The organism is Amycolatopsis antarctica (genome assembly GCF_002262875.1).
Taxonomy (GTDB): Bacteria; Actinomycetota; Actinomycetes; order Mycobacteriales; family Pseudonocardiaceae; genus Amycolatopsis; species Amycolatopsis antarctica.
This window is the reverse complement of the sequence record NZ_NKYE01000005.1, coordinates 227,818-240,979: the sequence shown is the minus strand read 5'-3', so window position 1 is coordinate 240,979 and position 13,162 is coordinate 227,818. Positions and strand designations below refer to the sequence as shown.

Genomic DNA, 13,162 nt, shown 5'->3' with positions numbered 1-13,162 from the left:
GAGCCCCTTCGACTGCCAATATCGACACCATGGAACCGACCGAGCTCCCCTCGCTCCCCGACGCGCGCTTCGCGGGCCTGCTGGCCGAGGCCGAGGCGCTGCAGTCCGACACGGTCAGCCTGCGCCGGGAGATCCACCGGCAGCCCGAGCAGGGCCTGCGGCTTCCCGTCACCCAGGCCGCGATCCTGCGCGCGCTCGAAGGGCTGCCGCTGGAGATCTCGCTCGGCAAGTCGACCACGTCGATCACCGCGATCCTGCGCGGCGCGAAGCCCGGGCCCGCCGTGCTGCTGCGCGCCGACATGGACGCGCTGCCACTGACCGAGGAGTCCGGCGAGGAGTTCGCGTCCGAAGTGGACGGGACGATGCATGCCTGCGGGCACGACCTGCACGTGGCGATGCTGGTGTCCGCCGCCCGGCTACTGTGCGAGCACGCGAGCGAACTCGCGGGCTCGGTGGTGTTCATGTTCCAGCCCGGCGAGGAGGGCTACCACGGGGCGCGGCACATGATCCACGAAGGCGTGCTGGACGCGGCGGGCGAGCGCGTCGAACGGGCGCTGGCCCTGCACGTCCACGCGAACATGGCCGCCGGGCACGTCTTCGCCCGCCCCGGGCCGATCCTCGCCTCCGCCGACCAGTTCTTCGTGACGGTCACCGGGAAGGGCGGGCACGCTTCGGCCCCGCACGCCGCGATCGACCCCATCCCCGCCGCGGCCGCGATGGTCGGGGCGCTGCAGACGATGATCACCCGGCGGGTCAGCGTCTTCGAACCCGCCGTGCTCACCGTCGCCAGGATCGCCGCCGGGACGACGACGAACATCATCCCGGAGGTCGCCGAGCTGGAGGGCACGATCCGGACGGTCTCCGAGCGCACCCGCGCGCTGGTGCGCGCCGAGCTGCCGAAGGTGTGCGAGGCGATCGGGACCGCACACGGCTGCAAGGTCGCCGCGGACATCGAGCCCGGCTACCCGGTGACCGTCAACGACGACGAGCGCGCGCCCGCGTTCACCGAACTGGGCGGCGAGGTCCTCGGGGCCGACCGTTCCGAGGTGATGCCCGACCCGATCATGGGTGCTGAGGACTTCTCCTATGTGCTGCAGCGGATTCCCGGGACGTTCGCGTTCGTCGGCGCGTGCCCGCCCGGCACCGATCCCGCCGAGGCGGCGCCGAACCACTCCAACCGGGTCCGCTACCACGAGCAGGCGATGGCCGCCGGCGTGGCGATGTACGCCGCGTTCGCGCTCGACGCCCTTCGTTAGAGAGGATGGCGCGGTGCGAGACATCTGTGTGATCGGCCTCGGCCTGCTCGGCGGCTCCGTGCTGCGTTCCGCCGTCGCGGCTGGCCGGACGGCGTGGGGCGCGACCGAGTCCGGATCGGATGCCGAAGCGGCCACTGTGGACGGTTACGACGCGGGTACCGACGTCGACGCGGCGCTGCGGCGGGCGGCCGAGCGGGACGCCGTCGTCGTGTCGGCGGTACCGCTGCCCGCGGTCGACGAGGTGCTTCGCCGTGTCGCGGCGCACGCCCCGGCATGCGTGCTCACCGACGTCACCAGTGTGAAGGGCCCGGTGCTCGGGTCGGTGCGCAGGCTGGTGCCGCAGGCGCGCTACGCGGGCGGACATCCGATGACGGGCACGGCGGAGTCGGGCTGGGCGGCGGGGAACGTGGCGCTGTTCGACGGCGCCGCCTGGGTGGTGTGCGTCGAGGACGACACGGACCTCGCGGTGTGGAGCGAGGTCGCGGCGCTGGCGCTGGACGCGGGTGCCAGGGTCGTACCGCTGTCGGCGTCCGCGCACGACGAGGCCGTCGCCCGCGTTTCCCACCTGCCGCATCTGCTGGCCGCGGTGCTCGCCACGGTCGGCGGTCACGGTGGCCCGCTCGCCGCCTCGCTGTCCGCCGGGTCGTTCGGCGACGGCACCCGCGTCGCGGGGAGCAGGCCGGAACTGGTGCGCGCGATGACGGAGGGCAACCGCGAGGCACTGCTCCCGGTACTGGACGAGGCGCTGGGGATGCTCGGCGCCACCCGCGGGTCGCTGGCGTCCACCGGCGGACTGGCCTCGACGATCAACGCCGGTTACCAGGGCATGCGGACACTGGCCGAACACCGGGACGCGGCCCGCACGGAGGTCCTGGTGCGGCTGGACGCCCCGGACGCCCGCGACGGCCTCCGTGCCCTCGGCGAACGCGGCGGCCACATCACCGCCGTGGCGGACGGTTCGGTCACCGGCCAGGTCGCCTGATCCTCCGTGGCGGGCACCGGCTGAGGGGAACCCGCCGACCGGGCCCGGCGGACGGGGAGAATTCCTCGCCCGGATTCACTCGGACGGGATCACCCGAGCGCGGGACCGGACGGGCGGCGGAGACGATCCGAACGCCGACGGGAACGACCGGGGCTGGGCGTCGGGGCAGGAAGAAGCCCCCTCCACGGCGAGCGTGAAAGGGGCCTCGATCCTCGGCGCCCGAACGGATCGGACGCCGGAAAGCCGCACCGTCAGGCGGGCGGCTGCGGGGTGGGGCCACCCTGCGGCGGCTGAGCGTCGCCGCCCTGGCCCTGCTGGTCCTTGTTCAGGTAGTCCTTGGCCTTGCCGGTGGCGTTGTCGATCTTGTCGGCGTGGTCGCCGAACTTGGACTTGGCGAACTCACCGGCCTTGTCGACGCCCTGGCCGGCCTTGTCGCCGTGCTTGCCGAGGGCTTCCTGCGCCTTGTTCTTGATGTCATCGAAATTGATGCCCATGGTTCAGACTCCTTCGCACTCCGGGGTCGCGACACAGACCATCAAACCCGAGTCGCGCGATCTCGCAAGCCGGTGTCACCGGTCCGAACGGAACCGCCGCAGCACCCGCGAGGGCGTCCGCGCGGACAGATCCGGCCCGCGAACCGCGTCGAACGCCGACCGGAGCTGATCGACGACGCCGCTGAGCTGATCGTGCTCCGGCAGCGCGCCGTCCCGTGGGTGACGCTGCTGGCGTACCGACGCCGCCAGCTCACCGAGCGCCGCCGAGAGCAGCTCGACGTCACCGGCCGCGGGCGCAGGGGCCCCGTGCTCGACGGTCACCACCACCTCCGTCACGGCATCGGTGACCTGTTCGAGCGCGACGATGACCGGCCACCACGCGGCCGCCTGCCGCCCCGCGGCGGACGGTTCGACGACGACCTGCTGGAACGCCGTGCGCAGGTCGGCGAGACCGCGGTAGGCCAGCCGCCTGCACCGGGACCGCTCCGCGCGTTCGTCCGCGGTGCCGGCGGGCAGCAGCCCCCGTTCGACGTACGCGCCGACGGCGTCGACCACGTCCGCGAGCAGGCCACCGACCCGGGGCCGCCTGCTGCCCGGCCACAGCAGGTAACCGAACACCAGGACGATCGCGCAGCCCAGCACGGTGTCCACCAGCCGGGCCAGGACGACCGGCCAGTCCCCCTGGTTGGTCAGGTCCATCTGCAGGATGATCAGCGGCGTCACGAAGGCGCTGAGAATGCCGTAGTTGCGTACCTTTCCGATGGCGGCGCCCGCCGCGAACACACCCGCCAGCAGAACCAGCGCCCAGCCGGGGGCACCGATGCCGAGCGCCGCCGCACCGAGCCCGACGCCGGCGACGGTGCCGATACCGCGCAGCACGGCGCGGCCGAACACCGAGCCGAAGTCCGGTTTGAGCACGATGCCGACGGTGAGCGTGATCCAGTACGACCGTTCGAACGGCACCAGCAGGCCAGCCGCCTCGGCGATGGCGACGCACAGCGTCAGCCTGGCGGCGGCGATCCAGGTCAGCGGGCCCGCGATCAGCGAGGTCGCCCAGTCCCGCACCTTCTCCCGCAACGGCGCCGGATCGCGGCGCCCACGCTGTTCCCCCTTGGCGATGCGTTCCAGTCCGGCGTAGAGGGCGAGTTGCGCGGGCGAGGCGTCCGCGGCCGGTTCGGGCGGTTCGTCCACCGGTACGGCCGCCAGGATCGAGGTGGCCACCGACGCCAGGTACGTGACGACTTCCCGCGGGGCGCGCTGTCCGGCGTTGACGATGGCGACGGACGCCTCGACGGCCGGGGTGCCCGCGGCGAGGCGGTTGAGCAGCGCCCGGTAGGTGGCGTCCCGTCCGGACAGCCAGGACCGGGCGGTGAGCAGCCGGTCGTAGGCGGTGTTCATGGCGGTGGTGAGCTGGTGCCGGGCTGCGCGGGAGGTGTGCTCGTCCTCGGCCGAGAGCATCGCCGCGAGCTCGATGTAGACCTGTGCGACGGCGCTGCGTTCGGGTGTCGTGGCGCGCACGGTCCAGGCGGCGAGCGCGACGGTCAGCCCCCACGCCGCGCCGGCCAGGAAGCACAGCAAGGAGACGCCGAGTCCGATGCCCATCGCGTGCTGCCCGGTGCCCAGGACCCCGAAGACGAAGAACTGCAGCCCGGCGTTGGAGGCGTTGTTGCCCGCGGCGCTGACCAGTGCGGAGACGGCGGCGATGCCGATGACGGCGGGCACCGAGGTCCACGGGCTCGCCCCGGCGAACAGGCCGATCGCGTAGCCGACGGCCGCGGCGGCGGTCGCCCCGCCGATCCGGCGAGCCCGGTAGCGGTAAGGGCCCGCCGCCTCGGACAGCACGGTGGGCAGCGCACCGGTGGAGACCAGCGCGCCGAGGCCGATGTCGCCCAGCGCAAGGCCGACAGCCAGCGGGACCGCCAGCGCCAGCGCCGCACGCACCGCCCGGCTCCACGGCATCGGCGCCGGGGTGCTGCGCAGCAACTGGGCCAGCCAGTGCGGGGCGGCGAAGTCGGTCACGTGTCCATCTTCACCCAGAACGGCCCGTAGTCGCCCGGCGTCTCGGTCGTTGACATCACGGCGGGCGTCCGCGAGCGGCGTGGACGGATTCTCCGGGCGAGAGGCGGGCAGATGGGCAGGCAGCGGGCGAGGACGTTCTCCTTCGAGGTCAACCGGGTCAGTACGGCGTCCCCGGAGCGGCTGTTCGCGATGGAGACCGACGCCCCGGGCTGGACGGACTGGGCCCGGCCGCTGGTGCTGATCTCACGCTGGGAGCGCACCGGCGAGCCGGAGACGGCCGGGCTGGGCGCGGTTCGGGTGGTCGGGGCGTGGCCGGTGCTGCTGCGGGAGCGGACCGTGGCCTACGAGCAGGACCGGCTGCACGCGTACTCCTTCGCCGCCGACCGGCCGTTGAAGGAGTACCACGCCGAGGTTCGCTTCACGCCGAACGCCGCCGGCGGTACGGATCTGCGCTGGACGGCTTCGTTCCGGGAGACGGTGCCCGGCACCGGCCCGGGAATCCGGCTGGTGATGCGGACGGTGATCAGTGTGGTCTCGGCCCGGATGGTGCGCGCCGCCGAACGCGGCTGACCTACCCGGGAGCTACCTCGGCGAGCTGCCGTCCCCACGCCAGATACGCCTCGGGGCCGGGATGGAAACCGTCGTCGGCGAACCACTCGGGGCGCAGGATGTCCGCCGGTACCGGTACGTAGCTGACGCCGGGGAGCGCGTCCAGCGTCGTGGCGGCGGAACCGAGGGCGCGGGAGCGGGCGCCGAGCACGGCGCGCAGCGGCCACGGCAGGTTCGGGAAACGATCCAGCGGCGGTACCCCGGCGAACAGCACGGGCACCGGTCCGAGTCCGCGCCGCAGGTCCAGCAGCAGCCGCAGCAGGTCGCGGCGGTACCGGGCGGCGGAGTGCAGCTCGATGACGTCGTTCACGCCGAGCGCGATCACCACCAGGTCGGCGGGCAGCGCGCAGGCGTCGCGGAGCAGCCGCCGCCGCACCGTGCGCGCGTTCGCCCCGGACAGGCCGAGGGCCCGCCAGCGCACACCCCGGCCGAGCCGGGTGGCCAGCGACTGCGCGATCCGTCCGGTGAGCGCCTCGTCGTGCGTCCGCGCACCCACGCCGTCCACTGTGGACTCGCCGATCACCAGTAGCCGGAGCGGAGCGCCGGTACCGCGGACTTCGCCGTCGACGGGCCCCTGTGCCCCGGGCAGTTTCGGCGTGGCACGACGGACCCGGACGGCCTGCGCGAGCAGCAGCGGCGAGCCGGCGAGCGTGGCCAGCGTCCAGGCTGTCCTGCGGATCATGATCCTCCTCGCGGCGCGGCACGGTCGGCCGCGACGCCTATCCTGCCACCGAGACGGCCTGCCGGTGGAGTTCTTCCGCGCCGAGGGCGTCGAGCAGGTACCGGGCGAGGTCGGCCCTGGCGATGGTGGAGCCGCCGCGGACGTTGCCGTCCAGCCTGCTGCGCACGGTGCCGGTCTCCGGCCGGTCCAGCAGACGTGGTGGCCGCACGACGGTCCAGTCCAGCGCGCTCGCCATCACCTCGGCCTCCATCGCCCGCATGTCGGCGAAGGCATGCCGGAGTACGCGGCCTAGCAAGGGTTTCACCACCAGCCGGACGAACGGCGGGTCGCCATCGGTGTGCGCCCCGCTGGCACTGAGCACGACCAGCCGGGACACTCCGGTCTCGGCCAGCGCGGCGACGGCGGCGCGGGCGAAGTCCGCGCACACCGTCGAGGGGCCGCTCGCGGCCGGGCCGAGTGCGGAGAGCACGGCGTCCCGGCCGTCGACGGCGGGGGCGATCGCGGCGGCGTCCCGGATGTCGGCGAGGACGACCTCGACCCGGTCCCGTACTCCCGGGTCGAGTCGCGACGGGTCGCGCACCACGGCGGTGACCTCGTGTCCGTCGGACAAAGCCTTTTCCAGTAACGGTTTCCCGGTTCTTCCGGTGCCTCCGAACACGGTCAGCCGCATGTCGCCTCCTTGGTGAGTGTTCACTTATCAACATGGTGAGTGAACACTCACCACCCGGTCAAGTGCATACTGTGCCGACGGCCGGAAGGGATGCGCGGTGGACACACGGGAGAAGATCCTCGTCGCGGCGGCGACGATCATGCGCGGCCAGGGCTACGCCAGGGCCACCACGAAGGAGATCGCCCGCGCGGCCGGATACTCGGAAGCCACGTTGTACAAGCATTTTCCGGACAAGACCGAGATATTCCTCGCGGTACTGTCCGAACAGCTCCCCGGCCTCAGCACGCTGCTCGACGAACTGGAGGCCGGACGGCGCACGGTCCGGCGGAATCTGACCGTCCTCGCCCGCACCGCCCTCGACTTCTACCTGCACAGCTTCCCGATAGCGAGCTCGGTCTTCTCCGCACGCGAGTTGCTGGAGACGCACAGCGAGCGGGTCCGCGAACGGGGTGCCGGACCGCGCAAGCCGTTGTCGGCACTGGCTGGCTACCTGCGCGAGGAGCAGCAACTGGGCCGGGTCCGGCGCGGAGCGGACCCCGAGGCCGCGGCGGCACTGCTGCTGGGCGCCTGCATGCAACAGGCGATGCTGCTGTTGTTCGAGGGCGAGCCCGTCGAGACGGAGAAGCTGGACGCGCTCGCGGCGTCGTTGGCCGGGACCCTGCTCGGCACGCTGCGCCCGGCCAACCGGTGACCGGTCAGCCCGCGGCCCGCTCCTCACGCCAGCGTTCGATCAGCGCGGGCAGTTCCTTGGCGAGATAGAGGAAGAAGTCCCGGGTCTCGGTGAGCCGCTCGCCCGCGGGACTGTCCTGGCCCACCGCCTCGACGCCCTCGTCCAGGATGTCGCCGAGCCGCTGGTAGATGGTGTCCCTGCGGCCGACGGCCTCGTACCAGACGTCGTTGCCGATGTAGTAGTGGTCACGACGCTCGCCGGGTGCGCGCCCGCGCCGGACGAGGCCGACCTGAGTCAGGTACCGGACGGCACCGGAGACCGCGGCCGGACTGATTCGCAGGTTCTCCGCGATCTCGCTCGCGGTCAGACTTCCCTGCTGGTCCGCGAGCAACGCGGTGAGCACCCTGGCCGGCATTCGCTGCATTCCGGCCGTGGTGAGCACGAGCGCGAAGTCCTCCACGAACCTGGCTACGGCGCCGGAGTCCCTTCCATCCGGTTCCCGCTGCGGTGTCGGCGACATGGCGTACATCCTCTCCGACGGTGCGCGAGCGACCTACGCCGTCCATATGTTTTCTTAACTTCACAACTTTGTGAATCGAGCGTAGCTTCGCCGCATGGACAGCGCCATCTCCGTCTCGGGACTCACCAAGTCCTTCGGACGGTCGCGCGCCCTCGACGGGCTCGATCTCACCGTCGCCACCGGCGAGGTGCACGGCTTCCTCGGCCCGAACGGCGCGGGCAAATCGACCACGGTGCGGGTACTGCTGGGTCTGCTGCGCGCCGACTCCGGCGACGTCCGGCTGCTCGGCGGCGACCCCTGGGCCGACGCGACCACCCTGCACCGGCGGCTCGCCTACGTCCCAGGCGACGTCAACCTCTGGCCGAACCTGTCCGGCGGCGAGGTGATCGACCTGCTCGGACGCCTGCGCGGCGGCCTCGACCCCGACCGCCGCCGGAACCTGATCGAACGCTTCGACCTCGACCCCACCAAGAAGGGGCGCACCTACTCCAAGGGCAACCGGCAGAAGGTCGCCATCGTCGCCGCGCTGGCGTCGAACGTCGACCTGCTGATCCTCGACGAGCCCACCTCCGGCCTCGACCCGCTGATGGAGGCCACGTTCCAGCAGGCCATCGGCGAGGAACGCGCGCAGGGCCGGACCGTACTGCTGTCCAGTCACGTGCTCGCCGAGGTCGAGGCGCTCTGCGATCGGGTGAGCATCATCCGCGGCGGGCGCACCGTCGAGACCGGGACCCTGGCCGAACTGCGGCACCTCACCCGGACGTCCATCACCGCGGAACTCGCCGGGCCACCGGACGCGCTCGCCGCCATGTCCGAGGTGCACGACCTGCACGTCGACGGCGACACCGTGCGCTTCGACGTCGAGCCCGCCGCGCTCGACACGGTGCTGCACGCGCTGGGCACCATCGGCGTCCGAGGACTGACCAGCAGGCCGCCCACACTGGAGGAACTGTTCCTGCGGCACTACGAGGCGTCCGGGCCGGAGGCCACCACTGTGGAACGGCACGGAGCCCTGCGATGAGCCGGAACCTGATCGGCACCGGCGCGCTGATCCGGCTGGCGCTGCGCCGCGACCGGCTCGTCCTGCCGTTGTGGGTGCTGGTGCTCGGCGTCATCCCGGCCGCCACCGCGGGCGCGTACGAGACTCTCTACCCGACGGCTGCCGAGCGGCAGTCGCTCGGTGCGGGCATGGGCGCCAACCCGTCGACCAGCCTGCTCTACGGCGCCGCGTTCGACCTTTCCACCGCGGGCGGCTTCACGGCCTGGCGCTACGGCGCCTTCCTGGCACTGTTCGCCGGGCTCGCCGCGGTCTTCACCGTCACCCGGCACACCCGCGCCGAGGAGGACACCGGGCGGCTCGAACTGCTCGCCTCCGCGGTCGTCGGCAGGTTCGCCGCGTTGACGGCGGCCGTCACGGTCGCCGCCGGGGGCAGCCTCGGTGTCGGCGTGGTGGCGACGCTCGGCCTGGCCGGAGCGGGGCTGCCGATCGCCGGATCGATCGCGTTCGGACTCGGCACCGCGCTGGCCGGATGGGCGTTCACCGGCGTCGCGGCGATCGCCGCGCAACTCGCCGAGTACTCGCGCACCGCCAACGGTATGGGGGCGGGAACGCTCGGCGCACTGTTCCTGCTGCGCGGCGTCGGTGACGCCTCGACGGATCTCGGCTGGCTGTCCTGGGCGTCACCGCTCGGCTGGGCAACCCAGGTGCGGGCGTTCGCCGGGGAACGCTGGTGGGTACTCGCGCTGCCCGTGGCGGCCGCGGTCGTGCTGACGGCGATCGGGTACGCGCTGCTGGCCCGCCGCGACCTCGGGATGGGCCTCGTTCCGGCACGCCCCGGCCCGGCAACGGCGGCCCCCGGTCTGCGCTCGCCGCTGGCGCTGGCCTGGCGGCTGCACCGCGGCCCGCTGCTCGGCTGGACCGCGGGTTTCGCCGTGATGGGCGCCCTGTTCGGCACGCTGGCCTCCGGTATCGGCGGCCTGGTCGGCGACAGCGAGCGGACGATCTTCGAGCGGATGGGCGGGGCGCAGTCGCTGGTCGAGGCGTTCATCTCGGCGACCGCCGGCATCCTCGCGATGATCGCCTCGCTCTACGGCGTGCAGGCGACCCTGCGGATGCGTTCCGAGGAGACCGCGTTCCGCGCGGAGCCGCTGCTGGCCACTCCGGTCAGCAGGCTGCGCTGGGCGGCGAGCCATCTGACGTTCTCCCTGCTCGGTACCGGGCTGATGGTGACGGTCGCTGGACCCGGCACCGGGCTGGCCCACGGTTCGCGGGTCGGCGACGTCGGCGGGCAGCTCCCCGGCATCCTCGCCGCCTGGCTGGCGCAACTGCCGGCCGTCTGGGTGGTCGTCGGCGTGACGGTGGCGATCCTCGGCTCGGTACCCCGGCTGGCCACGGCTGCCTGGGTGGTGGCGGCGGCGTTCCTGCTGATCAGTTTGTTCGGCCCGGTCGCGCAGGTGTCCCAGGCGGTGCTGGACGTCTCGCCGTTCACGCACGTGCCGAAGCTACCGGTGGCCGAGTTCAGCGCGACGCCGTTGCTGGTCCTCGCCGGGGTGGCCGCGGCGGCGCTGCTCGCCGGGCTGGCCGGGCTCCGCCGCCGCGACATCGGCTGAGGGGCGGGCCGATGTCGAACGTCGCCGCCTGCGTTCGACGCACGGGTATCCGGTGGCGGGCAGCGGCCTGCCGCACGACCGCGAGGAGACCCGATGCGTTTCATGATGATCGTCAAGGCCGACGCCGAAAGCGAGGCGGGCGCGCCTCCCGCACCGGACGCGCTCGCCGACATGGCCGCCTACAACGAGGACCTCGTCCGGGCGGGTGTCCTGCTCGCCGCGGACGGCTTGCGGCCGAGTCGCCGCGGGGCGCGCGTGTCCACCCGGGACGGCAGGCGGACCGTCACCGAGGGCCCGTTCCCCGAGCCGGAGACGCTGGTCGCCGGTTACTGGGTCATCCAGGCGGCGGCGAAGGACGAGGCGGTCGCCTGGGCGTTGCGCTGCCCGGCGCCGGAGGTCGAGATCCGGCAGGTGTTCGAGGCGGCGGAGCTCCACGCCACGAGCTGAGTACGTCCGGGAAGAGAAGTCGCCGGGCCCGGACCCCCCGATCGGCCCGGGCCCGGCGACTGCTCGACCCGTGGACGACTCCCCGAGAATCGGCCACGAGTCAGCCCTGCGAAGTGGCCTGGCGGCTCTCCGCGAGCGTTCCGCCATCGCCACCGGTGAGCGTGAAGGCGGCGCTCACCGGCAGCGCCGGCAGATCCGACGGGCCGGCCGTGCCGTACCCGCAGGCCGGTCTCGTGTACTGGGGCAGAGCACACGTCACCGGTCGGTTCCCCGCGCACCCCCGGGTGCGCTTGCCCATCAAGACGGAACGGGTACGCGATCCGTTGCACGGCCGTCGCGGAAATTTCTCAACAGGATCCGGCCGGCCCCGGAAGGGGTGCGCGGGTGAGCACGACGGCGGCCGACGGTGGTGGGCACGGCGTCGCGGACTCGGCGGGCAGCCTGGTCTCGGTGGCGGTCCGCGTGCGCGTCTCGGTCTCCACCACGGTCACCACGATCGCGGGCGCGGGGACGAGTTCGGTGACCGTCGAAGGCCGGGCAGGGGACTCGGTGGCCGAAGGGGCTCTCGAGGGCGCGGCCGATTCGGCGACGCTGACCGTGGCCGGTACGGCGGAACCGCCCGACGCGGGAACCAGGACCTGATCGGTACGGGTGGCGGCCAGGGTCCCGGCGAGGATGAGCCCCGCGCCGAAACCGGCAAGAACACCGACAGCGATCGGCCCCGATCCGGACCTCCAAGTCGCCATGACCGCACCTCTCCCGGCGTCGAATCGCGAATTCCTTACCGGACAAGGCAAAGACAGGATCCGCCGAACCTCGCTTCCTATCCTGCTACTCGTCCGGGACGGCCGGACCGTTACCCACGGTCAGCCGATCGTGGGTAACTCCCGGCGCTCGCGGGGGTGGTGCGGTGGTGCCTGCCCCACCACCGGCCGGTGGCCGGCCGGATCGCGCGGGCCCCTGGCCGTTCCTAGGCTCGATCGCGGGCCCGGATCCCCGGACCGCCGGAACCACGGACACCGCCGGGAGGCGCCATGGGTACCCGAATTCGTTCGCACCGCCCGGTCCTGCCGTGCCTGGCGTTGCTCACGGTGGCCGTCGCCTCGGTGATCGGCAACGTGCTGCTGTCCATCCAGGGGGCCGGCGAGCTGTTCGGCGTCGCGCTCGGCATTCTCGGCATTCTCTCCGTCCTCGGGCTGGCCCTCTTCGCCGGGCGCAACCAGGCGCACCGCGGCCCCTCCGGGGACGGCACCCGGTTCCGCGTCCGGGAGGCGATCCAGCGGGCCGCCGCCAAGTAGCCGCCGGGCCGGTTACGGGCCGGCGGGGGCCGCCGGTTTCCGGATCAGCAGCTCGACGCCGTCGAGGATGCGGACCAGGCCGAACTCGAAGGTGTGCTCGGGCGAGTGCGCAGCCTGGTAGACCTCCCCCGCGGCCTGGCCAACGCGGGAGGCGATCGGGTACCGGTCGCCGTCGGAGACCTTCGCGAGCAGCGGGCCGAACTCCTCCCACCACTCCAGGTCGGTCTTGCCGGTGCTCTGCTCGGCCTGCGCGGCGTCGACAGCGAACTGCGCGGCCCCCCGCACAAAACTCTCGACCAGCGTGAAGACGGCGTCCATCTGCAGGTCCGTGAGACCGATGCCCTCGATGGTGCGGAGCCCGCGGTCGTATTTGCGGGTCAGGTTCGGTCCCAGCACCGGACGGCTGGTGGCTACCTGGAGCAGCCACGGGTGCCCGCGGTGCAGGTGCCAGTCCCGGCGCGCGAACCCGGTCAGCCGGGAGCGCCAGTCGCCGGTCGCCTCCTCCGGCTCGACGGCCTCGACCTGGACGGCGTCGACCATCAGGTCCAGCAGCTCCGCCTTGCCGGGAACATAGGTGTAGAGCGACATCGCGCTGGCGCCCAGCTTCTCGGCGACCTTGCGCATGGACAGCGCGGCGAGTCCGTTCGCGTCCGCGAGTTCGATCGCCGCCCGGACGATCGCGGCGACGTTCAGCCTGCCCTTCGGCCCGCGGCTGGGCGGCTCGCCGACGCCCCACAACAGTTCGAGGGTGCGCTTCGGGTCGCCTCTGCCCGCGTATTCGCTCATCGGTTCGCCATTCTGCCGTAACGAACTCCGTACGTTGTACGATGTTCGTGCTACAGTACTTCGTACAGCGTACACAGTTAAGGGGTGCAGTTGACTGGGACAGGACACGGCGAGGCCGG

Annotated in this window: 15 protein-coding genes; 9 read left to right on the top strand and 6 right to left on the bottom strand. The window is 72.6% G+C overall.

The features are described from left to right. The first annotated feature begins 29 nt into the window (after positions 1-29). Both CFN78_RS10730 and CFN78_RS10725 read left to right on the top strand, forming a co-directional pair. Entirely contained in the window at positions 30-1,256 is a 1,227-nt protein-coding gene (locus tag CFN78_RS10730) for a M20 metallopeptidase family protein (protein WP_094862575.1), read from the top strand. A 13-nt stretch (positions 1,257-1,269) separates the two neighbouring features. After that, the gene (locus CFN78_RS10725; protein WP_094862574.1) at positions 1,270-2,238 is read left to right on the top strand and encodes a prephenate dehydrogenase; all 969 of its coding nucleotides are present in this window, start codon (positions 1,270-1,272) and stop codon (positions 2,236-2,238) included. Positions 2,239-2,489: 251 nt separating this feature from the next. On the opposite strand, the gene CFN78_RS10720 is transcribed toward CFN78_RS10725, so the two are convergent. After that, positions 2,490-2,732: an antitoxin gene (locus CFN78_RS10720; protein WP_094862573.1), complete on the bottom strand. Its 243-nt coding sequence runs from the start codon at positions 2,730-2,732 to the stop codon at positions 2,490-2,492. 75 nt (positions 2,733-2,807) lie between these two features. Then, a complete protein-coding gene (locus tag CFN78_RS10715; protein WP_094862703.1) occupies positions 2,808-4,691 on the bottom strand; it encodes an FUSC family protein in 1,884 nt (627 codons plus the stop codon). A gap of 171 nt (positions 4,692-4,862) precedes the next feature. On the opposite strand from CFN78_RS10715, the gene CFN78_RS10710 reads away from it, so the two are divergent. Next, the gene (locus tag CFN78_RS10710; RefSeq protein ID WP_094862572.1) at positions 4,863-5,321 is read left to right on the top strand and encodes an SRPBCC family protein; all 459 of its coding nucleotides are present in this window, start codon (positions 4,863-4,865) and stop codon (positions 5,319-5,321) included. Position 5,322: 1 nt separating this feature from the next. Here the strand turns inward: CFN78_RS10710 and CFN78_RS10705 are convergent, their stop codons facing one another. Both CFN78_RS10705 and CFN78_RS10700 read right to left on the bottom strand, forming a co-directional pair. Beyond that, positions 5,323-6,042, bottom strand: coding sequence for an SGNH/GDSL hydrolase family protein (locus CFN78_RS10705; RefSeq protein ID WP_094862571.1), 720 nt, complete (start codon positions 6,040-6,042; stop codon positions 5,323-5,325). Positions 6,043-6,079: 37 nt separating this feature from the next. After that, entirely contained in the window at positions 6,080-6,712 is a 633-nt protein-coding gene (locus tag CFN78_RS10700) for an NAD(P)-dependent oxidoreductase (protein WP_094862570.1), read from the bottom strand. 97 nt (positions 6,713-6,809) lie between these two features. Between CFN78_RS10700 and CFN78_RS10695 the strand changes: the two genes are divergently transcribed. Then, positions 6,810-7,403 carry a TetR/AcrR family transcriptional regulator gene (locus tag CFN78_RS10695; RefSeq protein ID WP_094862569.1) on the top strand — a complete coding sequence of 198 codons (594 nt, stop codon included), beginning with the start codon at positions 6,810-6,812 and terminating at the stop codon, positions 7,401-7,403. A 4-nt stretch (positions 7,404-7,407) separates the two neighbouring features. Here the strand turns inward: CFN78_RS10695 and CFN78_RS10690 are convergent, their stop codons facing one another. Continuing rightward, positions 7,408-7,902, bottom strand: coding sequence for a GbsR/MarR family transcriptional regulator (locus tag CFN78_RS10690; RefSeq protein WP_094862568.1), 495 nt, complete (start codon positions 7,900-7,902; stop codon positions 7,408-7,410). Positions 7,903-7,996: 94 nt separating this feature from the next. Between CFN78_RS10690 and CFN78_RS10685 the strand changes: the two genes are divergently transcribed. The 5 genes from CFN78_RS10685 to CFN78_RS10665 all read left to right on the top strand — a co-directional run bounded on the left by CFN78_RS10685 (position 7,997) and on the right by CFN78_RS10665 (position 12,257). Beyond that, positions 7,997-8,923: an ABC transporter ATP-binding protein gene (locus tag CFN78_RS10685; RefSeq protein WP_094862567.1), complete on the top strand. Its 927-nt coding sequence runs from the start codon at positions 7,997-7,999 to the stop codon at positions 8,921-8,923. Next, positions 8,920-10,512 (top strand): ABC transporter permease, encoded by a 1,593-nt coding sequence (locus tag CFN78_RS10680; protein ID WP_094862566.1) that lies wholly within the window; start codon positions 8,920-8,922, stop codon positions 10,510-10,512. Before CFN78_RS10685 ends, CFN78_RS10680 begins: the two co-directional genes overlap by 4 nt. Positions 10,513-10,605: 93 nt before the next feature. Then, positions 10,606-10,959, top strand: a complete 354-nt coding sequence (locus tag CFN78_RS10675; protein WP_094862565.1) for a YciI family protein — start codon at positions 10,606-10,608, stop codon at positions 10,957-10,959. Between the two features lie 384 nt (positions 10,960-11,343). After that, positions 11,344-11,601 (top strand): hypothetical protein, encoded by a 258-nt coding sequence (locus tag CFN78_RS10670; protein ID WP_094862564.1) that lies wholly within the window; start codon positions 11,344-11,346, stop codon positions 11,599-11,601. 392 nt (positions 11,602-11,993) lie between these two features. Beyond that, positions 11,994-12,257, top strand: a complete 264-nt coding sequence (locus CFN78_RS10665; RefSeq protein ID WP_094862563.1) for a hypothetical protein — start codon at positions 11,994-11,996, stop codon at positions 12,255-12,257. Positions 12,258-12,269: 12 nt separating this feature from the next. Here the strand turns inward: CFN78_RS10665 and CFN78_RS10660 are convergent, their stop codons facing one another. Continuing rightward, positions 12,270-13,043 (bottom strand): TetR/AcrR family transcriptional regulator, encoded by a 774-nt coding sequence (locus CFN78_RS10660; protein WP_094862562.1) that lies wholly within the window; start codon positions 13,041-13,043, stop codon positions 12,270-12,272. Positions 13,044-13,162 lie beyond the last annotated feature (119 nt).